The organism is Gaetbulibacter sp. M240 (assembly GCF_043876815.1).
GTDB lineage: Bacteria > Bacteroidota > Bacteroidia > Flavobacteriales > Flavobacteriaceae > Gaetbulibacter_A.
In genome coordinates, this window is the sequence record NZ_JBAWKA010000002.1 from 414,471 (window position 1) to 437,975 (window position 23,505).

The window sequence follows — 23,505 nt, forward strand, 5'->3', positions numbered from 1 at the left end:
TTAATAAAGTTCTTTTATTTTTTGAAATTTCTCCTTCCAAAGTTTTAATGCATCCTTATGTTCTTTAATGTTTGTATGAACCTCTTGAACTAAAGGATTGTCGTCATCAACATTGGTAAAAAACTGTAAGTTGTTTTCCAGCTGATTAATCTTTCCTTTTAACTCATCAATTTTCTTTCTAATAAAGGTGCGTTCATTATCGAGATTCGCTGAATTATCGGAAGAGGTAATAGTATCAAGTTTATTTTCAAATTTGATCATTTCTACCTCGTTCTTTTCCATGTCAAGGTTGCTTAACTTGGCATCAACTGCTTTTTGGAATTTACCTTCTATATAGCGTTTGTTGTGTGGTACACGACCAAGGTCTTTCCATTTATTAATGAAATCTTTAACTTCCTCTATACCTTTTTCCTTGTCCTTAGAAGGTTTAAAATCTTTGAGTTCATCTAAAAGCGACTCTTTCTCTTTGAAGGCGTCAAAATATTTCTTTTGGGTTTCATCACGTTTGGTGTGGATTCTGTCAAAATAGTGGTTACAAGCTGCTTTAAAACGTTTCCAGATCTTGTCACTGTCTTTTCTTGGTACATGACCGATTTTTTTCCAATCGCTTTGGATTTTCTTCATTAGGGGCGTGGTGGCTGCAAAATCATCACTATCCTTATTATCCTCAGCAATCTTAATAAGCTCCATTTTTTTCTCCAGGTTTTTATACTGCTCTTTTTTTAGACCTTTGTAAAATGCGTTTTTCTTTCTGTTGAAGTTTCTAACAGCCTCTTTAAATTTTGCCCAGGTACTTTCGTTAACTTTTAAAGGTACTTTACCGGCATTAAAAAAACGTGTTCTCAAGGCTTCAACAGCTTTAATTTGTTTTTGCCAATCACCGTGCGTCTTAGCGCCTTGTTCAGTAATCGCATCGATATCTGTAATGATCTCTAGCTTCTTTTCTAAATTTTTCTCATAGATCTTATCAATTTCCTGATAATAAACCTGCCGCTTATCATTAATTGTTTTTGTGGCAGCCTTAAAGCGTTCCCATATTTCTTCGCGGTGTTCCTTTCCTACAGGACCTAATTCTTCTTTCCACATTTTGTGAAGTTCCTGAAGCTCTCTGAAAGCACGAAGAACGTTATCATCTGCGGCTAACTCTTCGGCGCGTTCAATGATAAGTAATTTTTTCTCAAGATTGTGTTTAAAATCTAAGTCACGCAAGTCTCTATTGAGATGTAAAAAATCATAAAAACGCTCTACGTGGTGATGATAACTATTCCATGCATTATTATATTTATCTCTAGGAATAGGCCCGGTATTTCTCCAACGCTCCTGTAATTCTTTAAAATGTTTGTAAGTGGTATTTATATTTTCCTCAACATTTATCAAACCTTTTAGCTCCTCAATAATTTCCAATTTATCAGCTAGATTTTGCTCTAAATTTTTTTGTAGGCTTTTGAAATGATCGTTAAGTTTTTTTCGATATTCACGATATGCCGTTTTGTAACGTTTGTAAATGGGGGAGCTGTAGTAAAAATCTATTTCGTTTCCACCGTCACTTAAGAACTCTTCTTTTTTCTCTTCTAAAAGGGATTGGTATTTCGATTTAAATTCGGCATTAAGGCTATTAACATGATTTTTAATGGCTTGTACCTTTTCGTTTTTCAACAATCGTTCAAGCTCAATAGTCAATGACTCCAGGGACATCGACTCATAATCTTTAAGCTCAATTTTATGCCTGTCTTTATTACCCTCGTCTTCCGCATCTTCAGCATTCGAGGCTTCTATTTCATTAATAACCTCATCATTGTCAGTAACAGAATCATCTGAATTTGTGTCTTTTGCTTTATCTTTAGAAGTCACTGTAGCTTCCTCTGCTTCTGCAGAATCAACTTGAGATACTTCGGTATTGGATGTTTCATTTTGTTCTGAAACCTGTTCTTCTACCTTGTTTTCTAATTCAGCTTTTTGGTTATTATTTACGTCAGACATCTTAAAAATGTTTAGGTTCGATTACATACTTGAGATATTAAAGATACTAACTAGTCTACTATTTACAAAGACCTAGCAGATTTTTAGTTCCTAAATTGAAATATTTTGAACTAGCTGTTCCAAATTTCCCAGGCCTTTTCTGCTTGTAATTTAAGCATATTCAGGCCATTTATCGTAGTAGCGCCCTGAGCTTTACCTTGTTTAAGAAATTTAGTTTCTTCAGGATTATAAACTAGGTCGAATAAAATATGTTTTGAACCTAAAGCTTCGTAAGGGATTTCAGGGCAATTATCGATATTAGGGAAGGTTCCTAAAGGAGTACAATTAATAATGATTTGATGCTCTTGTATGATGGAATCTGTAAGCATGCTATATGTAAACTTCACGTCACTTTTTAGTTTTCTGGATACGTAACTGTAAGCTATTCCCAGTTCTTTTAAACTAAAGGATATGGCCTTACTGGCTCCCCCTGTTCCTAGGATTAATGCATTCTTGTGATGGTGTTTCAAGGCTGGTTTTAAAGAGTTCTTAAACCCATAACAATCCGTATTATAGCCGGTAAGCGTCTTGTCTTTAGATATTTTTATGGTATTCACAGCGCCAATTTCTCGAGCTTTTTGGTCCAATTTATCCAAATAAGGAATAACAACCTCTTTGTAGGGAATGGTAACATTCATACCGATCAATTCAGGGTTGTTTTTTAGTATGTCAGGAAACATTGTAATGGAATCTATATCGAAATTTTTATAACTAAATCCGCTCAGATTTTCCTTTTCAAATTTGCCATTAAAATAGCTTCGTGAGAAGGAGTAGGAAATATGCCGACCTAAAAGTCCTAATTTTTTCATAGTTATTAGCTTTTAACGCGTCGTGTTCGTTGCCCATACCACTCTAATATAAGCACGATCACAACGCCCAAAATAATAAAGAATATAGCGTAGAGTGTTTCAACATTTAATTGAGGCAGGTAGCGTTGATAATTTTCAACAACTTTTTCGCCAGCAGAATCAAAAATATATTGTCCTGACGGATCCAGCTTAAAAATGGTTTTTTTCCAAGGCCATACAACACCTAAAGATCCAATAATAAACCCAATGATGGCTGAAATAGTAATGTCTTTGTAGTGCTTTAAAATAAAGCTTAAAAGGTGCGAAAAAGTTACTAAACCTGTCACGGAACCCAGCGTGAACATAGCAAGAACCTGAAGCATTCGCAAGCGTTCATCATTATAAATGAAACTAAAATCACCAACAATGATATTTAGGAAGGTATCATAAAGCGCATTAACTGAATCTACTAAAAGGAGTACGTAATTCCCCATTAGAATTAAAATAAATGAGCCGGAAAAGCCAGGAAGGGTCATGCCCGAAACGCTGATTATACCACAGAAAAAAACGAACCACAAATTATCATTTTGAGTGGCGGGATTTAAAAAACTTATACTCAATCCGGTTAGAATACCGAGTGCCAGAGTAATGTAGGTTTTATAATTCCAAACCTTAAAGTCCTTGTTGATGTAGTATATAGAACCGATAATCATCCCAAAAAACACACTCCATACATACAGTTCGTAATGTTTTATGAGGTAATCCAATAATTTAGAAACACTAAAATAGCTTATGATCATTCCCGAAAATAACAAGCTCAGAAAGCGCCCGTTTATATAGTGGTAAAAACTTCGAAAACGCCCATTAATTAATAGTTTAAAAGCCTTTCTATTGATCTTTTTTAAGGAATATATAAACTCTTCGTAAAAACCAGCAACAAAAGCCACAACACCACCGGAAACACCCGGTACCTTATTTGCGGCACCCATGCCCAGACCTTTGAGGACTAAAAACACTTTATCTTTTAATGTTCTGGTACTTTCCATTATTCTTTTTTCGAGCCTACTTTTTCAAGAATAAAAATAATTAAAAAACCAATAAGCATTAAAACTAAAGCCCAAACAAGGTGATTATCTCCTTGAAAACTAAGTGGTGATACGCTTTTTTGTAATAATGGCTCTTTAATTCCTTTAGAATTCAAATTCCATGTCAGGGTTTTTTTCCAAGGCCAGACCTTGTTTAGAGATCCAAAAATAAACCCGGTTAGAATAGCAAGAGTCAGATTATGATAATGTTTAAAAAGCCATTTTAAAAAATGACTGAAGCTAAGAAGGCCAATTAAGGCTCCTGAGGCAAAAATAGTAATACGAGTAAAATCGAAATCATGAAGGGCGTCACTCAAGGTTTTATAAGCTCCTAGGATTATAAGAATGAATGAACCGGAAATACCCGGTAAAATCATAGCGCAAATAGCCAATGCTCCCGCAAAGAATAAAAAACTGTTGTTATTATTGGCAGCCAGAACGGGCAAATTGGAAACATAGTAGGCTATAAGGGCACCCAATATTAGGAATATCACTACAGCCGGGCTCCATCTCGTAATTTGCTTACCAACAAAATAGATACTCGCGACTATCAAGCCAAAGAAAAAGGACCAAATTAAAACGGGATGGTTTTCCAACAAATATTTAGCCAATCGCATAAATGATACAAAACTGATCAAGATCCCGGATATCAAAGCTAGCAGAAAGTTACCGTTCAGGCGTTTCCAGAATGGTCCAAATCCGTCCTGAAAGAAGGTTTTAAATAAGGCTAAATTGACATTACTTATCGTGGAGATTAATTCTTCATAAATCCCGGAAATAAAAGCAATTGTACCACCGGATACTCCCGGAACTGCATCTGCAGCACCCATGGCAACACCCTTTAAGGAGATTATGACATAATCTTTGACAGATCTTTGCATAGCGACTATTTTTTTAGCAAAAAATCAAAGATATGTATTTAAAACGAGTCGGGCTTAATGATTTGTTTTTAGAATGTTTTTTACCAGAATTTTGTTGGCCACTTCAGGAAATAGTTCGTCAATTATAAAGGCAAATTCCTCATTGTATTTCACGCCATTTTTGAGATGAAACGCTCCTTTGTCGGTTTCGTTTAAGGAAAAATACAACCCCGCCAATCTGTATTCAATTTCAGCGTTTTCAGGATAAAATTCAATGGCCTGTTCAAAGTTATAGATCGCAGCCTCTATTTCACCAATTTTGATCAAAATATCACCGCGGGAAAGCCAAGTATTTAATTCATAATTTCCAAGTTCCAAAGTTCTTTTGTAACCTCGTTCAGACTCCTCATAGAATTTTAAACGAAGATTTATTTGAGCATAAAGCTTCCAATATACCACATTTTCAGAATCGATATTTATGGCCTTATTGATGTAATACAGAGCTTTTTGATAGTTACCCTTTTTTTTATAGAACTTGGTAATGGCGATCCAGCCTTTATCTAATAAAGGGTCTTCATGAACGGTACGCTCGAAATATTGAATTGCCAGATCATCTTTGTGTAATTTCTCAAAACAATGGCCTATTCTTAACAACGCAAAAGACGTTGGGTCGTCCAGCTTCAGAGTAATGTTGTAGTTTTCTATCGCTTCATTATACCGCTTTAATTTTTCTAAAATTTTCCCGCGCTCCAAATAGGCTCCAATAAAGGAGTCGTCTGAGATTATAGCAAAATCAAAAGCTGCCAGGGCTTTTTTGTATTTCTTTAAATGAAAATATTGCTTGCCCAACTGATGCCAGGCAACCTCACAATACGGATTTTTATCCAAAAAGATATTCAGATAACTTATAGCATCTTCATTTTGATTTAAAAATTCGAAACAATATACGACGTTGTACAAAGCAGAATAATCCTCAATATCAGTTTCCAGACATTTCATAAAATAGGTTTTGGCCTTTTCATAGTCATCTAAAAACAAATATTCCATTCCTATTAATGAATATAGATCTACGACATCATCAGTAAGGTCCAGAGCCTGTATTAAAACCTCAATAGCCTTTTTATGATCGTCTTTTTTAGAAAAAATATTCGCCTTCTGAATAAAAATTTCTTCGTTTGTGGGATCTAAGCTATACAACTCATTCAATAACGCATCTGCTTCAACAAGCTTATCCTCAAACACATAGACTTCAACTCTGAAAAGTTTCAGATTAATGGACGAGGGATGCTGTTCCAGACCAAGTTTGATGGCCTTTTTAGCTAAAGCAATTTTTCCTTCATTAAGGTAGTGATGAATGATGTTTTCGAATTCTTCAGAATCGAAGAATAAAACGTTGTTCGTTTTAAGCATCGATTCAAACTTTGTAAGCGATAAATTGTCGTTGTCATTATGACTGAACTCCATAAGCAGATAAGTGAGATTTCAACTAGATTAAATTTAAGACTATCAGGCTAGAATAGCCATTTTGGGTTTAAATGTTTTCAACAAAGTAATGAACAATAGAGCGAAATGTTAATATTTTAAACTGATTTTCAGTTAATTAATGGTCTTTTTCTATAATTTAATTTCATTTAAAATCCCTAAAATAATTTGACAACCTTTTGTTATTTCATCTTCAGATATGGTTAATGGTGGCGTAATTCTGACGGCTTTTGGTTCAAAAAGTAGCCAAAAAAGGATCAAACTCTGATTTTGTGCTTCGAGAACCAGGGTATTTGCAATGTCCTCCGAAGCCATCATTAATGCCAACATGAGTCCTTTACCTCGGATTTCTTTTATTAATGGATGTACCAAATATTTTCTAAAAAGCTCTTCCTTTATCAGCGCTTGTTCCATCAGGTCACTTTCTGTGATTTCTTTTAAGGTCGCTAAAGCGGAAGCCGCAATAACAGGATGTCCCCCAAATGTGGTGATGTGCCCTAACTTTGGGTTTTCACTGAGAAGATCCATTAAGCTTTCTGAAGCTGTAAATGCTCCGATAGGCATACCGCCACCCAAACCTTTACCACTAACGATAATATCAGGTGTGCAATTATAGTTTTCAAAACCAAAAAGCTTCCCTGTACGACCAATACCAGGTTGTATTTCATCTAAAATAAAAAGGGCTCCAACGGCTTCGCAGCGGGCTTTTACCTTTTTTAAATAATCATTTTCTGGTACAATAAAACCAGCACCTCCCTGAATGGTTTCTAGAATAACACCAGCTGTTTTCTCTGTGATCTCATCGAGATCATTTTCTTTATTAAAGTGAATAAATTTTACATCAGGAATTAATGGTCTGTATGCACGTTTACGTTCTTCAAAACCCATGACACTCATGGCGCCCATAGTATTGCCATGATAGGCATGATGGGCCGCGATAACCTCACTTCGTCCGGTAGCCCGCTTTGCTAGTTTAATAGCGCCCTCAATAGCTTCTGTTCCAGAGTTCGTTAAATAGGTTTTTGAAAGATGGGGTGGTAAATGTTCTGCAAGGAATTTGGTGAGAGCAACAGCAGGTTCCTGAATGTATTCTCCGTAAACCATAACATGCAGGTAGCGATCTAATTGCGCCTTAATGGCATTGACGACCTTTGGGTGACGATGCCCTAACGGACAGGCCGAGACACCAGCAACAAAATCCAAATAAGCTTTTTGATTGGTATCAAAAATATATGAACCCTCTGCATGGGAAATTTCCATGGCTAAAGGATGTGTGGTTGTTTGTGCCTGGTATGTGAAAAAATCTGATTTCAAAAACTAGTATCTTCTAATTATTTAACAGGTTTTGGCTTTACGGCCTGAGCGTTTTTTTTAAGTGGCGTTTGTGCGCTTTTTAATGAATCCGGTAGGTGTCTTGAGGCTTTTTGTTCTTCATCTTCCGGGGTATTACTTTCTTCATCTGCTTTCTGGATCCGCTCTAACAAAGCCTCGTCAAAAAAGTCTTCCTGAGGAATATAATCATCCAATCCTTTGATTTTAGGTAATTCCAGTGGCGGGTCTTCTTTGAAGAGGTCCGCGACACTTTTTGGACGCTCCTCATCACGCCAATCGAAACCTTTAAAATATTTTTCCTTTTCAGGAAATTCATATTCCTTATATAAAATAGCATCAATATTGTTGAGTCGGGTATATTTTTGAATTTCACCATCAGCAAATTCCATTTCAATACTTCCTGATTTTGACTTATCAATTCCAATCAATTCTTGATTTTCATTTCTGGAATAGAAAATAGATTCGGCATTTTTGTTAATAGTTACTTCCTTTAGGCGGTTGTCTTCATCAAAAAGGCCAACCAGTTTCAAACCTTTTATTTGGTTATAACCATCAGCTGTTAAGGTGTCTTTTGCGATGATAAAGGCATTGTCGAAAACCAATAGAGAATCGAGTTTTTTAACCTCGCTATTTGAAATGAGGTGAATGGTGTCTCCGGTCATTTGATTTTCTAAATTCCATAAAATGGGTCGCTTCTTAGTAGAAAAGGCATCCTCTTCGGAAGAAAACCCTTCTAAATTGATCAACTCTGTTAAGCCGGTCCTTTGATTTGAAATGATGGAATCTGCCTTGGCACTTATATCTGATTTGAAAAGTTTGGCCTTGTAAAATGCGCGAGTTATTCTATTTTCCGGTTTACCGGTAACCATGATCTTATCGGCATGAAGATAGATGGAATCTTTTTCCTGAACCGTGATCACCAAAGCACGTTTAGTAATAAATAGAGAATCCTTGACCTTGAAAATTTCGGCATAATGTCCTTTCGCTATGGTATTATTTATTGTATCGGTAATCTTAATATTATTGGTTGAAGAAGCAAAACTGCGGTTATTATCAAAAAACAGACTATCACCTTCTATGATTTTATTGTTGTAATATATTTTAGAATTTTTCAGGGCATAACCAATCTTTAATTCGGTATCGTAAAAGCCTTTTTCACAATAGGTTTTACTGTCTTCTGTAGTTATTGTGGAAGGACCAAAAACATAGGCATGACCAGTATCCGAATAAAAATCGAAAAAATCAGACTCTATAGTGGCTTCATCATTTACAAGGACCACATCATTTACGAACTGGTATTTTTTGGTTTCCATGTAATAGCGTCCAATTTTACTAGTTATGGTTCCTGAGGAGTCTTTGACCACTTTTCCACCACTTTTGTAAAATGATTGCTGCGTCGCGCGATTAAAATACAAGGTGTCGCTTAAAATTTTTGAAGACGGATCGGTTAGAACCACATCACCACTGGCAAAGGCCAATTGTGTTTTACCACTGTATTCTATATATTTTGATCTTAAATTTACAGTATCACCTTGTTTCGCCGATACGTTTCCGTAGGCCTCTACAAAATTTTCCTCACCATAATAAATGGCTTTATCACACCAAATATCAATGCTTCCTTGCGCAACATGCACTTGTTGCGAAGCGTCACGGGTTAGTATCCGTGCTCCTGGATATTGGGCCTCATCCACATTTAATCGCCCTGCATATTTTATTTCAATTTTCTTTTGTTCCTGAGACCATGCTATTTGTAAGGCACCAACCAAAAAAAGGAGATGTAGGAGATATTTGGGTTTTATTGAATTCAAAATAAAATGTGTTTGTGGCAAAAATAACGATTAATCTGTGGTTTGCGTATGAAGTAACAAAAAACGCTCCAAAATTATTTTTTTGGAGCGTTTGATAAATATTTATAAAATCTTATTTTTTAGGTCTAAAAATCGTTTGATTCCGATCCGGACCTACAGAAACAATAGTGATTGGAATTTCTAATTCCTGCTCTAAAAATCCGATATAGTCATTTAAGGCAACCGGTAATTGTGAAGCTTCTGTCATCCCTGTAAGATCGGCTTTCCAGCCTTTAACCTCAGTGTAAATAGGTTCTACATTTTCAGGTTCAATATTGTATGGCAAATGCTTGATCACTTCACCACGATACTTATAGGCCGTACAAATTTTTAAGGTTTCAAAACCTGAAAGCACATCACCTTTCATCATCATGAGTTGTGTTACGCCATTCACCTGACAGGCGTATTTTAAAGCGACTAAGTCTAACCAACCACAACGTCTTGGGCGTCCGGTTGTAGCACCAAATTCATTTCCAACACGCCCCATAGTTTCACCGTCTTCATCAAAGAGTTCGGTAGGGAAGGGTCCGGAACCTACACGTGTGGTATAAGCTTTGAAAATCCCAAAAACTTCACCAATATCACCGGGAGAAACCCCTAAGCCTGTGCAAGCACCAGCCGCAGTTGTATTACTTGAAGTTACAAAAGGATATGTTCCAAAATCAATATCAAGAAGTGAACCTTGAGCACCTTCAGCAAGAATAGATTTCCCTGATTTTTGAGCCTGGTAGATGTATTCTTCAGAATCAATAAACGTTAATGATTTCAAAACATCGACGGCTTTAAAAAATTCGGTTTCCAGTTCCTTTAGGTTATATTGAATGTCTACATTGTAAAATGCGATCATCGACTCGTGTTTATCTGCCAGGGCACGGTATTTCTCTTTCCAATCCTCTAATTCCAGATCACCCACACGGATCCCGTTTCGGCCTGTTTTGTCCATGTACGTTGGTCCGATACCCTTTAAGGTAGAACCAATTTTAGCTTTCCCCTTGGACGCTTCACTGGCAGCATCCAACAAACGATGTGTTGGCAAAATAATATGAGCTTTACGCGAAATAATTAAAGTTTTTTTATAATCGACATCCTGCTCATCCAATTTTTCTAATTCCCCTTTAAAGATTACCGGATCTATGACTACCCCGTTACCAACTAAATTAATGGCATCGTCATGAAATATTCCAGACGGAATAGTGTGCAATACATGTTTTTTTCCATTGAAAACAAGCGTGTGACCTGCATTTGGTCCGCCTTGAAATCGTGCAATGATATTATAGTTTTTCGTGAGAACGTCAACAATTTTTCCTTTGCCTTCGTCGCCCCATTGTAATCCTAGTAGTAAATCTACTGCCATCGTAAAAGTTAGTTATTTGGTTGATTTTCTATTCCCGTAGAAATAAAGAGAGTGGTTATTAATTTCTATATCGAATACTTCCTCGATTGTTTTTTTTATGGATTGGATACGCGGATCGCAAAACTCGATCACCTCTCCCGTATCGGTCAGGATCACGTGATCGTGTTGTCTGTCGAAATATGATTTTTCGTAATGCGCCTGATTCTGACCAAATTGATGCTTACGCACCAGGCCACATTCCAGAAGCAATTCTATAGTATTATAAAGCGTAGCGCGGGATACACGATATTTTTTATTTTTCATACTGAGGTACAGGGATTCAATATCGAAATGTTCGGTATTATTGTAGATTTCCTGTAGAATTGCATAGCGTTCAGGGGTTTTTCTGTGCCCGTTACCTTCTAAAAAGCTTGTAAAAACGCTCTTTACAATTTCCTGATTTTTAGTGTCTGCCTTCTCATTCATAATTTCGTCGCAAATTTACACTTTTTTTACACTCTTGACACCTTATCGATACCATTAATTTTTTTCAGTCTATCGATTAGTTTTTTAATAAGGGTATTGTTTTTCACCACCACATTTATTTTACCGGAAAAGATTCCGCCATCACTTTCAAAACTGATACTCTTCATATTAACATGCATGTTCTCAGAAATCACCTTGGTAATATCGTTTACCAATCCAAGATGGTCGATACCTGTAAGTATTATTTGAGCCGAGAATTCTTGCTGGGTTGAATCTACCCATTTAGCGGGCATGATGCGATAGGCATAATTTGATTGCAGACTTACGGCATTGGGGCAGTTCTTTTTATGTACTTTGATACCTTCCGTTACGGTTAAAAATCCAAAAACATCATCTCCGGGGATTGGATTACAGCAGTTTGCTAATTTATAGTCCAGTTTTTCTTCGTCCTTACCAAACACCAAAGAGTCAAATTTATTGGTAACCTCATCACGCTCCAGTTCTTCTTTGGTTGCTGTTTGTTTTCTTGTGATTTTATTTTTGAAGAAACTCATCAAAACGTTACTTCTTGACGAGGCGAAGGCTTTCAGCATTGTGTTATCAATGGTTCCCAGACCAACGCGATAGAAAAGGTCTAAACTGGTTTTCAGTTTAAAATAGTTTACCAACTCATTTACAGAGGCTTCGTTTAGGGTGATTTTAAGCTGTTTTAACTTTCGGCGCAAGATCTCTTTACCCTCCTCACCAATATGCTTTTTGTCTTCTTTAAGTGCCGATTTGATCTTGCTACGTGCTCTGGCCGTTGTGGCATAATCGAGCCAGTTGGAATTGGGTTTAGCGTTATCAGAGGTCAATATATCAACTTGATCGCCACTTTTTAATTCATGGCTCAAGGGCACCAATTTTCCATTTACCTTGGCACCGCGGGTTTTCATACCCACTTCAGTATGAATACCAAATGCAAAATCAAGAGCCGTAGCGCCTTTTGGAAGTGATTTTAATTCCCCGGCAGGGGTAAACACAAAAATTTCTTTGGAATATAAGTTGAGTTTGAATTGTTCCACAAAATCCACGGCACTTGTGTGCGGGTTTTCAAGGGCTTCCTGAAGCCGATTGATCCAATTTTCTAAACTGTCTTCTTTTTCATTTTCCTCCTTGTATTTGTAGTGTGCGGCATAACCTTTTTCTGCAATTTCATTCATCCGTTCGCTACGGATCTGCACTTCTACCCAACGCCCTTTTGGTCCCATAACCGTAATATGTAGGGCTTCGTAACCCGTCGATTTCGGTGAGGAGATCCAATCGCGCAGTCGAATGGGGTTAGGTCTAAAGTGGTCGGTCACCACTGAATAAATTTTCCAGGCCAAAAACTTCTCATTATCAGCATCACTTCGATAAATGATCCGGATGGCGAATTTGTCGTAAACCTCATCAAAAGAAACACCCTGCTTCTGCATTTTTCGACGTATAGAAAAGATAGATTTCGGACGTCCTTTTATGGTGTATTCCAGATTTTCTTTATCCAAAGAATTTTTGATCACCTTACTGAACTGCTCAATATATTTATCTTGTTCCTCCTTGCTTTCCTTAATTTTATTCAGAATGTCATAATACACATCAGGTTCCGTGTATTTTAATCCCAGGTCTTCCAGTTCCGTTTTAATATTATAAAGACCAATTCTATGGGCGAGAGGTGCATAAATGTATAAGGTTTCCGAAGCAATTTTTATTTGCTTGTCCGGTGCCATAGAATCCATCGTTTGCATGTTATGAAGGCGATCGGCAATTTTTATGATGATCACGCGTACGTCGTCATTCAATGTGAGCAGCATTTTACGAAAATTTTCTGCCTGAAGCGACACATCCATATCCTTTTCTTTGCTCAGGGAAGAGATTTTAGTAAGGCCGTCGACGATCATAGCCACGGTATCTCCAAATTTTTCTTGAATATCTTCGATGGAATAATCCGGGCTGTCCTCCACCACATCATGCAACAAGGCAGAGGCAATTGAAGTCGCATCTAGTCCGATTTCCTGAGCCACAATTTTAGCTACAGCCAAAGGGTGGAAAATATAGGCTTCACCCGATTTTCGTCTCTGGTCTTTATGCCCATCCATGGCAACTTCAAAAGCACTACGAATCAGTTTTTTGTCTTCCTTGGTCAAGGTGGTGTAACTCACTTTCAGAAGCTGTTTGTAGGCTTTGGTTATTGCGTTGTTTTCTTTTTCAATTTCTACAGCTGTCATAGAATAAAAGTAGCATAAAGAATATAAACAACCAATAGTCGGCTGAAATTAATCAGGAATTTTTATTGGAACTTATTTGAAAGGTGATCGAGCAACTTTTTTGTAGCTTTTCCGCGATGTCCAATACGATTTTTCAAATCGAGATCCATTTCACCAAACGTTTCATCAAAGCCTTCAGGTTTGAATATAGGGTCGTAACCAAAACCACCATCCCCTCGCTTTTTATTGATAATCTCCCCTTTGCAAATCCCCGTCAATAGGGTAGTTTCATTGTTTAGAATGAGAGCAATTACGGTCTTGAATTGTGCCGTTCTATTGTTTTTTTCGCTTAAAGCGGAAAGTAATTTCTGCATATTAGCCTCAGCATTTTTCTCCTCACCCGCGTAACGTGCGGAGTAAACACCCGGAGCACCATTTAAAGCGGAAACTTCCAATCCGGTATCATCAGCAAAGCAATCATAACCATAATGTGATTTTACGTATTGCGCCTTTTGAAGGGCGTTGCCCTCAATGGTATCCTTGGTTTCGGGGATATCTTCAAAACAACCAATATCTTCAAGACTTAATAGTGATAGGTGTTCCGGAATTAATTTCTGGACCTCCTTAATTTTATTTTTATTGTTGGTTGCAAATACAAGTTTCATGGCATCATGGGTTTCGAACTGTAAAAGTAAACCAATAAAATAAATTCAAAAACCATTCAAAAATTATGTATATTTAGTTCGGGAGCAATTTATATAAAAAGCTGCTGTACAACCCGTTAAACCACAATAACCCTATGAGACAGTCCATATTTTTAGCATTACTGATTCTTTTTTATTCTTGTAAAAAGGAATCAAAACATGATTATTTAGGTGTTGTTAATTTAACAGTTACCGGAAATGCTGCTGCTAAAACCCACTTTGAAAAGGGTCTTTTATTACTGCATAGTTTTGAATATAAAGATGCCCGTGAAGCGTTTTTAAAAGCACAGGAAGCCGATCCAACAATGCCAATGGCGTACTGGGGTGAAGCCATGTCGTATAATCACAGTTTGTGGAGCGAGCAGGATTATGAAAGTGGTGTTGCAGCTTTGGAAAAATTAAAAAATAGTAATGTTCCCACTTCTATTACTGAATTAGAATCTGATTTGATCGCCGGGCTAGACTTGCTTTATAAGCCTAAAACGTCGAAAAATGACCGGGATGTAGCCTATAAAGATTACATGAAATCTCTGTTTGAAAAATACCCTTCTAATCATGAGGTTGCTGCCTTTTATGCCTTGTCCTTATTAGGCTCAGTAGCGGAAGGACGCGATGATACCGTTTATGGTATGGGTGCGAAAATTGCTCAGGGTATTTTAAAAGAAAATGCGCAGCACCCGGGAGCGTTGCACTATTTAATTCATTCGTACGATGATCCCCAACATGCGTATATGGCTTTAGATGCTGCTGATGCTTATGCTAAAGTAGCTCCGGATGCAAGTCATGCCTTGCACATGCCATCACATATTTATGTCGCTTTAGGGATGTGGGATAAAGTGATAGCATCGAATATTGATTCGTATCAAGCCAGTTTAAACCGCATGGAGGCTAAGAAACTCGACAATAATGCGAGAGGGTATCATGCTTATCATTGGTTAGAATATGGGTGTTTACAGAAAAATCAAATTGAAGAAGCGGAAAAAATGGTTTATGATATGCAACGGTATTGTTCTGAAACACCGTCTCCTGTAGCACGCGTGCATTTAATGTTTTTAAAAGGAACTTTTTTAGCGGAAACCAATCTTTGGGATCATGATATCGCTTCTATTCCTGTTGATGTTTCTGGGTTAAATATTGGTATTCGCGCTCAAAATTATTTTATTAAAGGGATGCATGCTTTCAAAATGAAAGAAAATTCTAATTTGGTTGCGGCCATTGATACCTTGTCTAAAGAGATTTCTAAAGAAGCCCTTTTGGCAGATAACCTAAATAAAGGTTTTGCCGTATGCTCATCGGCTTCGAGATCACTGCCAACGCAGTCTGATATTAATGAAGCAAAAATTATGCTGATGCAATTACAAGGTTTGAAAGCCTGGCAGGATAACGACCTTGAAGTGGCTGAAACCTATTTTAAAGATGCTGTAAATCTTCATGAACAAATGAGTTATAGTTATGGTCCGCCATTTATTCAGAAGCCACCGATGGAGTTCTACGCGGATTTTCTTTTAGACCAAAATCGTCCGGCTGAGGCTTTAGCTCTATACCAGAAGGCTTTAGAACGAGGAACAAAACGGAGGTTGGCATTAAGTGGAGTTAACAAATCGGCCATGATGCTTGGTGATAAGACTATGATTGAAAAATCTTCAAAAGCCTTGCAAAATATTTAAAATTATTTAGTGCGATGGATTTCAAAACCCCTTTAGAAGCTTTTTTGTTCTGGGAAAAAGAAACCCCGGATAGAGTGTTTTTAAATCAACCAATAAACGGAGAAAATTTACAGTATACTTATAAACAAGCGGGTGAGGAGGCGAGAAGAATAGCAAGCGGGTTGCAAGATTTGGGGTTACCTGAGCGTAGCCATGTGGCGCTCCTTTCTAAAAATTGTGCACATTGGCATATGAGCGATCTGGCTATTATGATGGCAGGGTATGTATCCATTCCTATTTATCCCACTTTAGTCGCAAATGGCATTCGGCAAATATTAGAGCATAGTGATTCAAAGGCCATTATTGTGGGTAAACTCGATAATTTTGAAGCTCAAAAATTAGGAATAACTGATATTCCTGTCCTAAGTATTGCAAGGTATGGAATCAATGAAGCGTCTACTTGGGAGGCCTGGTTGAGTACTTATGAGCCCATGGAGCCGAAGATTAGTAACCCGGAAGATCTACATACTATTATTTATACTTCAGGAACCACTGGAATGCCAAAGGGTGTTATGCATTCGGCACACAATTTCGCCTATTGTTGTCGTCTTTTTGCAAAAAAGTTAAAGGTCCCCGATCATTTTCGTTTTTTCTCTTACTTACCATTAGCACATGTTGCTGAGCGTCTCATTAGTGTTTTATGTATCATGAAAGGTGCAGAAGTGTTTTTCCCGGAATCGCTGGATACCTTTGCTGAGGATCTGGAAAATACACAACCACATTTATTTTTTGCGGTACCACGCATATATGCCAAATTCCAAGAAAAAATACTTGATAAAATCCCTCAAAAACGCTTGAGTTTTTTATTGAGTATACCTCTAGTAGGTTCGATTATTAAGAATAAACTTCAAAAAAAATTAGGAATGGGCTCAGCCCTAGTCGTAGGGTCTGCAGCTGCGCCAATTTCTGTAGGTCTTATCTACTGGTATAAAACCATAGGTGTTGAAATTGTACAGCTTTATGGTATGACAGAAGATTGTTCATTTTCGCATGCTAATTTTCGAGGTGCTAATAAACCAGGAACCGTAGGGAAGGCTCATGATGAGGTTTCAGTAAAATTATCGCAAGAAGGTGAAATTTTAATTAAAAATGAATGTATGATGCTAGGCTACTATAAAAACCCTGAATTGACCGCTTCGGTTTTCGAGGGTGGTTATTTAAAAACCGGAGATACGGGAGAATACGATCACGATGGTTTTTTAACCATTACCGGTCGTGTTAAAGACCAGTTTAAAACAGATAAAGGTAAGTACATTGTTCCTGCACCAATCGAATTAGCCTTAAGCGCGAATACCGATATTGGGCAGATTTGTTTAGTAGGCTCGGGTATACCGCAACCTATAGCTCTTATTACGCTCTCTGAGGTGGGAGCAACCAAAACTAAAAAATCATTGGCAGAAAGTTTGATGGGTACTGTTCGTGAGCTAAATAAAACCTTGGAGAAACACGAACGCATTGAAAAAGTCGTTATTATGAAGGAAGATTGGACGCCAGACAATAATTTAACAACACCTACCCTCAAGGTAAAACGAAATGCCATTGAAAAAATACATAAACCATATTACTACAAATGGTTTGCCATGGAGGATAAAGTAATTTTTGAATCTGATTCCAATTAAAGATTCACCATTTTTTATGATTAATGTTAGGAATAGCTCCATTTAAAACCTGTATATTAGTGGTAGAAATAAACATTAAAATAGAATTATAATGACAGTAAACATTCAATATGTAGACCTAGATGTAAGTGAAACATTATCGGAATTCACAAGAGAAAAATTAGAAAAATTATTTAATAGATATGAGTTTTTAATCAGTGCCTCGGTACATTTTAAACAAGAGGGCAGCGATCATGATGCGGGGAAAATTTGTAGCATTGAATTAAGTTTACCGGGCCCTAGAATTTTTGCCACTTCGAATACTCATAATTATGAAGTATCCGTTAGGGATACGATTAATGACCTTGAGCGCCAATTAAAAAAGCGTAAGCAGGTATTTAAAACTTTTTAAAATTATTGATGGTGGTAAGGCTCATTTTTTAAAATGGTGAAGCCACGATACAATTGTTCAATAAAAAATAAACGGATCATTTGATGGGAAAAGGTCATTTTTGATAAAGACATTTTCCCATTTCCTTTTTGATATACCTCATCCGAAAAACCGTAAGGTCCCCCAATTACAAAAACCAGTCTTTTTACCCCGGAGTTCATATGCTTTTGAAGTTCTTTAGAGAATTGGACCGAACTGAACTGTTTACCGTTTTCATCTAACAAAACAATACTATCGCCCGGATTTATTTTCTTTAAAATTAAATTGCCTTCCCTTTGTTTTTGCTCAGACTCACTTAGCTTTTTAGCATTTTTAATATCTGGAATAATTTCTATTTCAAACTTTATATAATGTTTTAAACGGTCCTGATACAGGGTCATAAGATCTTGGAATTCTGTCTTATCTGTTTTGCCTACAGCGATGAGTTTAATAGTCATAATCGCAAAATTAGTATTTCCAAATTACGAAAGCCGTATTTTCAAACTAAAAAATTACAAAATTCGTAATTGTAAAACGTGGTTAAGTAAATCAATTTCTTATTTTTGTTTTTCAAATCAACTCAATATGATAACGCAAGAGCAGTTTGACAATGAAGTCAAAATGATTATAGCCAATGCCATTCGCGAGGATGTAGGTGATGGCGACCATAGTTCTTTAGCTTGTATACCGGCAAATGCCCGTGGTAGAGCAAAAATTTTGGTGAAGGACAAAGGCATCATTGGTGGTGTAAATTTTGCTAAAAAAGTGTTTGCCTATGTTGATAAAAACCTCAGATTAGATGTAAAAATTGAGGATGGGAGCGAAGTGACATTTGGTGACGTGGTTATGTATATCGAAGGGCCGTCACAATCTATTTTAAAGGCGGAACGTACGGTTTTAAATGCGATGCAGCGTATGAGTGCTATTGCTACCAAAACAAGAACTTTTGTTGATCTTTTAAAGGGAACCAAAACAAAAATATTAGATACTAGGAAAACTACGCCAGGTATTCGTGTGCTAGAAAAGTGGGCAGTTAAAATTGGAGGTGGAGAAAATCATCGGTTCGCACTTTATGATATGATCATGTTGAAAGACAATCATATTGATTTTGCCGGTGGTATCACTAAAGCTATCGAGATGACCAAAGATTATTTACGTGAAACAGGAAAGGATTTACTTATTATGGTAGAGGCCAGAGATCTCATAGAGCTTGAAGAGATTCTGAAAAATGATGGCGTTTATAGAATCCTGTTGGATAATTTTGATTATGAAGATACTCGAAAAGCGGTAAAGCTTATTAATGGAAAATGTCTTATTGAATCTTCAGGAAATATTAATGAAGACACCGTACGTCATTATGCTGAGTGTGGTGTAAACTTTATCTCTTGTGGTGCTCTAACGCATTCTGTACATAATATGGACATTAGTTTAAAGGCTATAAAGTAATTTTCATAGTAGTTTTAGCAAGCTAAATTTGATAACTTTGTTTTTCATTCTGAAAAGCATAAAAATTAATGACCAAACCTATTGAAGAGAAACTTGAAAAAATTCCTGTTATCAATATTGTTATCAGGTTATTAAAAAAAGTGAAGCTTCCAGGCTTGGAAGGACTTTCATTCTACGACCTTTTCGAATTATACATTACGGGTATTGTAAAGGGAGCATTAACCACACGAGCAAGTGCTATTGCCTTTAGTTTTTTCACGGCTTTATTTCCTTTTCTATTATTTATTTTAATCGTTATTCCCTACATCCCAATACAAAACTTTAAATTAGAATTTCAAACCTTTTTGCAATCGTTTTTACCGCCGACAACCTCGGATTTCTTCTTTAATAATATTTTTGAAAATATCGATCAATCACAGCAGGCGGGATTATTATCAGGAGTATTCATCTTATCCATAATTTTGATGGCTAATGGTGTAAATGCTATTTTTTCAGGATTTGAAAATTCATATCACGATCAATTGTCCAGAAGCGTGCTTCGGCAGTATTTGTTTGCTTTGGGAATTGCCTTGATTTTGTCCTTTTTACTCATTCTTACGATCGCTGTTCTGGGGTATTTTCAAATTTATGTGGTCGATGAGGTATTCCTTGCCTTAGATAAGCGAGGCTATCAGGTTCCAGACAAGGAAACAGTTTGGCCAAATGTGGTGAAGTATGTCTTTTTTGTTATCATGATCTATATCGCTACAGCTACATTGTATTATTTTGGAACACGCGAAGGACGAAACTCTAAATTTTTCTCTGTAGGCGCGTTATTCACTACTTTTCTCATTGTTGTAACGTCGTTTTTATTTGGTGTTTACATCGAAAATTTTGGCCAATTCAATAAATTATACGGTTCTATTGGAGCGCTTTTGATTTTATTATTTTATCTGTGGTTAAACTCCAATGTGCTTTTATTGGGTTATGAGTTGAATATTTCTATTAATAAACTTCGAAACAGGAAATAAGCTATGCTATATTTTATAGATGTAATTATTCCTGTCCCACTTCAAAAGTTATTCACGTATCGTATTACTTCCGCGGAAGCGGAATTTTTAAAACCGGGAATGCGTGTTGCTGTCCCTTTTGGCAAAACCAAGATATATACCGGTATTGTGCATCATATTCACAATAATGCGCCTACCGCCTATGAAGCCAAAGATATTGAGCAAATTCTGGATGACACCCCCATAGTTAATTCCTGGCAATTAAAATTATGGCAGTGGATAGCTGACTATTATATGTGCACTTTAGGAGACGTTATGCGTGCTTCCTTACCAAGTGGTTTTATTTTAGAAAGTGAAACTCTTATCGTAAAAAATAATGCTAAGGATATAAAGGATTCTGATCTGGAAGATGACGAATTTTTAATTTATGAAGCGCTACACCATCAATCCTCACTTAAAATTCAAGATATTTCAAATATTTTGGATAAGAAACATGTGCTTCCCGTTTTAAATCGTTTGATCGCAAAGGATGCCATAACATTACAGGAAGATATTTATGAAACGTATAAGCCAAAATTAGTACGTTATGTAAAGCTCCATACTACATATAATTCCGAGGAACAATTACACAAACTACTTGATGATCTAAGTCGTGCACCAAAGCAGCGAGAAGTGGTTATGACCTTTTTTTCGCTTTCAGCACAAACAAAAAAACCGGTAAAGGTCACTGATCTGGCTAAGGCTAGTGACACATCGTCTTCCATTATAAAAACCCTTATTGATAAAGATATTTTAGAGGAATATTTTATTCAAACCGATAGAATTCAGTATCAGGGAGAAGAAAATGAAGACTCAAAACATTTAAATGATTATCAGGCTGCGGCCTTAGAGGAAATTAAGACGTCCTTCGAAAGTCATGAAGTAAGCTTACTCCATGGTGTCACCTCGTCGGGAAAGACAGAAATCTATGTAAAGCTTATTGAAGACACTCTTAAAGAAGGAAAACAGGTGTTATATCTGCTGCCGGAGATCGCCTTAACAACCCAGCTGATCTCGCGTTTGCAGGAGTATTTTGGGGAACAGGTAGCCGTGTACCATTCAAAATATTCTACCCACGAGCGCGTGGAGGTCTGGAATAATATTTTAGGGGATAAATCGAAGGCACGAATTATTCTGGGAGCACGCTCTGCGGTCCTATTACCCTTTAGTCATTTGGGTTTGATTATTGTTGATGAAGAACACGAACAATCATTTAAGCAATTCGATCCGGCGCCAAGGTATCATGCCCGCGATACCGCCATTGTTTTGGCCTCTTTTTTTAAAGCTAAAACCTTATTAGGTTCGGCGACACCAAGTTTGGAAAGCTATAACAATACTCAGCAAAACAAATATGGTTTGGTGGAACTGAATTATCGCTATAATAATGTGTTGATGCCGGATATTTCACTGGTGGATCTCAAGGATAAGTATAAGCGGAAACGCATGAAAGGTCATTTCAGTGATACTTTAATTGAGGAAATGGCCGAAACCTTGCATGAAGGATTTCAGGTGATTTTATTTCAAAATCGCCGCGGCTTTTCACCGGTTATTTCCTGCCAGACCTGTGGGCATTCTCCGCAATGTCCTAATTGTGATGTGAGTTTAACTTTCCATCAATATCGAAATCAATTACGCTGTCATTATTGTGGTTATGCTATGGCGATGCAAAATAGTTGTATGGCTTGTGGGAGTCCTGATCTCGATAATAAAGGCTTCGGAACGGAACAAATTGAAGCTGAGGTCAAGGAACTTTTTCCTGATTTTAAAGTTGGTCGTATGGACCTCGACACTACACGTGGCAAGCACGGCTATGAAAAGATCATTACGGCACTGGAACAGCAGGAAATCGATATTTTAGTAGGTACCCAAATGGTGACCAAGGGATTGGATTTTAGAAATGTGAAATTAGTTGGCGTTTTAAATGCTGATAATATGCTGAATTTCCCAGATTTTAGGGCACACGAGCGCAGTTTTCAATTGTTACTTCAGGTGGCCGGTAGGGCAGGGCGCACTAAAGAACGAGGTAAAGTATTGATTCAGACCTATAATCCCTATCATACCATTCTGCAGCAGGTGTCAACCAATAATTACGCGGCGATGTATAAAGATCAAATGGAGGAGCGCTATACCTTTAAATATCCACCCATTTACAGACAAATAAAAATTACTTTAAAACACAAAGACTACAATAGGGTAGAAACAGGAGCGATTTGGTATGCCAAGTCTCTTCGGCAGTTATTTGGCAATTATGTTTTAGGCCCTGAATCACCGGCCATTTCTAGGATTCGAAATCAATATCATAAAAATATCCTGATTAAGATCCCTAAGGAACAGTCGCTACAAAGAACAAAAGAAGCCATTATTAAAATTAATAATAGCTTCTTGAGTATAAAAGATTTTCGGGTGGTTAAAGTAAATTTAAATGTCGATAACTTTTAAATATTATTTAAAGCGTCAACTAATTGTGTCTTTTTGTTTCTACTTAATGGAATTTCGTATGCCCCCACTTCCACATTTTTACTGTTAAAACGGTCAATTTTGTCAAGATTCACGATGTAAGACTTGTGAATTCTCAAAAATTTACCGGCAGGTAACTCTGCCTCAAAAGACTTCATTGTAGATAAAACGACTAAGCTATTTTCTTCAGTCACTAATTTTACATAGTCACCAAGAGCTTCGATCCATTTAATATCTTTAATGTACACTTTACGCTTCTTTAAGTTGCTTTTTACAAAAATGTGTTCACCATCTTCTTCATTATAATCTATGGTAAGGCGGTGTTGTTCTAAAGCTTTGTCTACAGAAATGTTAAAGCGTTCTTTTGTAATGGGTTTGTGTAAGTAATCGGTAGCATCGTAATTAAATGCTTTAAAAGCATATTCGGTTTTGCCGGTTACAAAAATAATTTGCGGTTTTTTGTTTAATACGTCTAATAGCTCAAAGCCATTAAGCACAGGCATTTCAATATCAAGGAAGATAAGGTCGACCTGGTGCGTATTTAAACCATTTTTAGTCTCTAGCGCGCTGCTGTATTCTGCAATTAGATTTAGAGCGGGGTGATTCTCCACTAACTTCACGATTGACAGCCTTTGTATCGCTGAGTCGTCTACTACTACACAGTTTAAAGTCATAACAT

19 protein-coding genes are annotated in these 23,505 nt (G+C 36.9%); 6 read left to right on the plus strand and 13 right to left on the minus strand.

From position 1 onward, the window contains the following. From V8G61_RS07395 to V8G61_RS07445, 11 genes are all read right to left on the minus strand, one after another. On the minus strand, positions 1 to 1,980 hold the full coding sequence (locus tag V8G61_RS07395) for a DUF349 domain-containing protein (RefSeq protein ID WP_394874881.1): 1,980 nt from the start codon (positions 1,978 to 1,980) through the stop codon (positions 1 to 3). A 110-nt stretch (positions 1,981 to 2,090) separates the two neighbouring features. Further along, positions 2,091 to 2,828 carry a shikimate dehydrogenase family protein gene (locus tag V8G61_RS07400; protein WP_394874882.1) on the minus strand — a complete coding sequence of 246 codons (738 nt, stop codon included), beginning with the start codon at positions 2,826 to 2,828 and terminating at the stop codon, positions 2,091 to 2,093. 5 nt (positions 2,829 to 2,833) lie between these two features. Further along, a complete protein-coding gene (locus V8G61_RS07405) occupies positions 2,834 to 3,853 on the minus strand; it encodes a DUF368 domain-containing protein (RefSeq protein WP_394874883.1) in 1,020 nt (339 codons plus the stop codon). Next, entirely contained in the window at positions 3,853 to 4,773 is a 921-nt protein-coding gene (locus V8G61_RS07410) for a DUF368 domain-containing protein (RefSeq protein ID WP_394874884.1), read from the minus strand. Before V8G61_RS07410 ends, V8G61_RS07405 begins: the two co-directional genes overlap by 1 nt. A 54-nt stretch (positions 4,774 to 4,827) precedes the next feature. Next, entirely contained in the window at positions 4,828 to 6,216 is a 1,389-nt protein-coding gene (locus V8G61_RS07415; protein ID WP_394874885.1) for a tetratricopeptide repeat protein, read from the minus strand. Positions 6,217 to 6,366: 150 nt separating this feature from the next. Continuing rightward, on the minus strand, positions 6,367 to 7,548 hold the full coding sequence (locus V8G61_RS07420; protein ID WP_394874886.1) for an aspartate aminotransferase family protein: 1,182 nt from the start codon (positions 7,546 to 7,548) through the stop codon (positions 6,367 to 6,369). 17 nt (positions 7,549 to 7,565) lie between these two features. Next, a complete protein-coding gene (locus V8G61_RS07425; protein WP_394874887.1) occupies positions 7,566 to 9,374 on the minus strand; it encodes an OstA-like protein in 1,809 nt (602 codons plus the stop codon). Between the two features lie 112 nt (positions 9,375 to 9,486). Continuing rightward, on the minus strand, positions 9,487 to 10,767 hold the full coding sequence (locus V8G61_RS07430; protein WP_394874888.1) for an adenylosuccinate synthase: 1,281 nt from the start codon (positions 10,765 to 10,767) through the stop codon (positions 9,487 to 9,489). Positions 10,768 to 10,779: 12 nt separating this feature from the next. After that, the gene (locus tag V8G61_RS07435; RefSeq protein WP_394874889.1) at positions 10,780 to 11,232 is read right to left on the minus strand and encodes a Fur family transcriptional regulator; all 453 of its coding nucleotides are present in this window, start codon (positions 11,230 to 11,232) and stop codon (positions 10,780 to 10,782) included. Positions 11,233 to 11,258: 26 nt separating this feature from the next. Beyond that, positions 11,259 to 13,478: a RelA/SpoT family protein gene (locus V8G61_RS07440; RefSeq protein WP_394874890.1), complete on the minus strand. Its 2,220-nt coding sequence runs from the start codon at positions 13,476 to 13,478 to the stop codon at positions 11,259 to 11,261. A gap of 62 nt (positions 13,479 to 13,540) precedes the next feature. Continuing rightward, positions 13,541 to 14,122: a non-canonical purine NTP diphosphatase gene (locus V8G61_RS07445; RefSeq protein WP_394874891.1), complete on the minus strand. Its 582-nt coding sequence runs from the start codon at positions 14,120 to 14,122 to the stop codon at positions 13,541 to 13,543. Positions 14,123 to 14,256: 134 nt separating this feature from the next. Between V8G61_RS07445 and V8G61_RS07450 the strand changes: the two genes are divergently transcribed. From V8G61_RS07450 to V8G61_RS07460, 3 genes are all read left to right on the plus strand, one after another. Continuing rightward, positions 14,257 to 15,828, plus strand: a complete 1,572-nt coding sequence (locus tag V8G61_RS07450; protein ID WP_394874892.1) for a hypothetical protein — start codon at positions 14,257 to 14,259, stop codon at positions 15,826 to 15,828. A 14-nt stretch (positions 15,829 to 15,842) separates the two neighbouring features. Continuing rightward, positions 15,843 to 17,486: an AMP-binding protein gene (locus V8G61_RS07455; RefSeq protein ID WP_394874893.1), complete on the plus strand. Its 1,644-nt coding sequence runs from the start codon at positions 15,843 to 15,845 to the stop codon at positions 17,484 to 17,486. A 91-nt stretch (positions 17,487 to 17,577) separates the two neighbouring features. Next, the gene (locus V8G61_RS07460; RefSeq protein ID WP_394874894.1) at positions 17,578 to 17,877 is read left to right on the plus strand and encodes an HPF/RaiA family ribosome-associated protein; all 300 of its coding nucleotides are present in this window, start codon (positions 17,578 to 17,580) and stop codon (positions 17,875 to 17,877) included. A gap of 2 nt (positions 17,878 to 17,879) precedes the next feature. Here the strand turns inward: V8G61_RS07460 and rlmH are convergent, their stop codons facing one another. Then, positions 17,880 to 18,353 carry a 23S rRNA (pseudouridine(1915)-N(3))-methyltransferase RlmH gene (gene rlmH / locus V8G61_RS07465; RefSeq protein ID WP_394874895.1) on the minus strand — a complete coding sequence of 158 codons (474 nt, stop codon included), beginning with the start codon at positions 18,351 to 18,353 and terminating at the stop codon, positions 17,880 to 17,882. A 127-nt stretch (positions 18,354 to 18,480) separates the two neighbouring features. Between rlmH and nadC the strand changes: the two genes are divergently transcribed. From nadC to priA, 3 genes are all read left to right on the plus strand, one after another. Continuing rightward, positions 18,481 to 19,341, plus strand: coding sequence for a carboxylating nicotinate-nucleotide diphosphorylase (gene nadC, locus V8G61_RS07470; protein ID WP_394874896.1), 861 nt, complete (start codon positions 18,481 to 18,483; stop codon positions 19,339 to 19,341). A gap of 68 nt (positions 19,342 to 19,409) precedes the next feature. After that, on the plus strand, positions 19,410 to 20,351 hold the full coding sequence (locus tag V8G61_RS07475) for a YihY/virulence factor BrkB family protein (RefSeq protein ID WP_394874898.1): 942 nt from the start codon (positions 19,410 to 19,412) through the stop codon (positions 20,349 to 20,351). Positions 20,352 to 20,354: 3 nt separating this feature from the next. Beyond that, on the plus strand, positions 20,355 to 22,808 hold the full coding sequence (gene priA, locus V8G61_RS07480; protein ID WP_394874899.1) for a primosomal protein N': 2,454 nt from the start codon (positions 20,355 to 20,357) through the stop codon (positions 22,806 to 22,808). Here priA and V8G61_RS07485 read toward each other — a convergent pair. Further along, a complete protein-coding gene (locus V8G61_RS07485; protein ID WP_394874901.1) occupies positions 22,805 to 23,500 on the minus strand; it encodes a LytR/AlgR family response regulator transcription factor in 696 nt (231 codons plus the stop codon). The genes priA and V8G61_RS07485 overlap by 4 nt on opposite strands. Positions 23,501 to 23,505: the final 5 nt, after the last annotated feature.

Excerpts from the sequence above, each read along its gene's own strand:
- rlmH (WP_394874895.1), bottom strand. The coding sequence starts at position 18,353 with ATGACTATTAAACTCATCGCTGTAGGCAAAACAGATAAGACAGAATTC.
- V8G61_RS07410 (WP_394874884.1), bottom strand. The coding sequence starts at position 4,773 with ATGCAAAGATCTGTCAAAGATTATGTCATAATCTCCTTAAAGGGTGTT.
- V8G61_RS07415 (WP_394874885.1), bottom strand. The coding sequence starts at position 6,216 with ATGGAGTTCAGTCATAATGACAACGACAATTTATCGCTTACAAAGTTT.
- V8G61_RS07440 (WP_394874890.1), bottom strand. The coding sequence starts at position 13,478 with ATGACAGCTGTAGAAATTGAAAAAGAAAACAACGCAATAACCAAAGCC.
- priA (WP_394874899.1), top strand. The coding sequence starts at position 20,355 with ATGCTATATTTTATAGATGTAATTATTCCTGTCCCACTTCAAAAGTTA.
- nadC (WP_394874896.1), top strand. The coding sequence starts at position 18,481 with ATGATAACGCAAGAGCAGTTTGACAATGAAGTCAAAATGATTATAGCC.
- V8G61_RS07485 (WP_394874901.1), bottom strand. The coding sequence starts at position 23,500 with ATGACTTTAAACTGTGTAGTAGTAGACGACTCAGCGATACAAAGGCTG.
- V8G61_RS07430 (WP_394874888.1), bottom strand. The coding sequence starts at position 10,767 with ATGGCAGTAGATTTACTACTAGGATTACAATGGGGCGACGAAGGCAAA.
- V8G61_RS07395 (WP_394874881.1), bottom strand. The coding sequence starts at position 1,980 with ATGTCTGACGTAAATAATAACCAAAAAGCTGAATTAGAAAACAAGGTA.
- V8G61_RS07400 (WP_394874882.1), bottom strand. The coding sequence starts at position 2,828 with ATGAAAAAATTAGGACTTTTAGGTCGGCATATTTCCTACTCCTTCTCA.
- V8G61_RS07475 (WP_394874898.1), top strand. The coding sequence starts at position 19,410 with ATGACCAAACCTATTGAAGAGAAACTTGAAAAAATTCCTGTTATCAAT.
- V8G61_RS07405 (WP_394874883.1), bottom strand. The coding sequence starts at position 3,853 with ATGGAAAGTACCAGAACATTAAAAGATAAAGTGTTTTTAGTCCTCAAA.
- V8G61_RS07445 (WP_394874891.1), bottom strand. The coding sequence starts at position 14,122 with ATGAAACTTGTATTTGCAACCAACAATAAAAATAAAATTAAGGAGGTC.
- V8G61_RS07460 (WP_394874894.1), top strand. The coding sequence starts at position 17,578 with ATGACAGTAAACATTCAATATGTAGACCTAGATGTAAGTGAAACATTA.
- V8G61_RS07455 (WP_394874893.1), top strand. The coding sequence starts at position 15,843 with ATGGATTTCAAAACCCCTTTAGAAGCTTTTTTGTTCTGGGAAAAAGAA.
- V8G61_RS07435 (WP_394874889.1), bottom strand. The coding sequence starts at position 11,232 with ATGAATGAGAAGGCAGACACTAAAAATCAGGAAATTGTAAAGAGCGTT.
- V8G61_RS07450 (WP_394874892.1), top strand. The coding sequence starts at position 14,257 with ATGAGACAGTCCATATTTTTAGCATTACTGATTCTTTTTTATTCTTGT.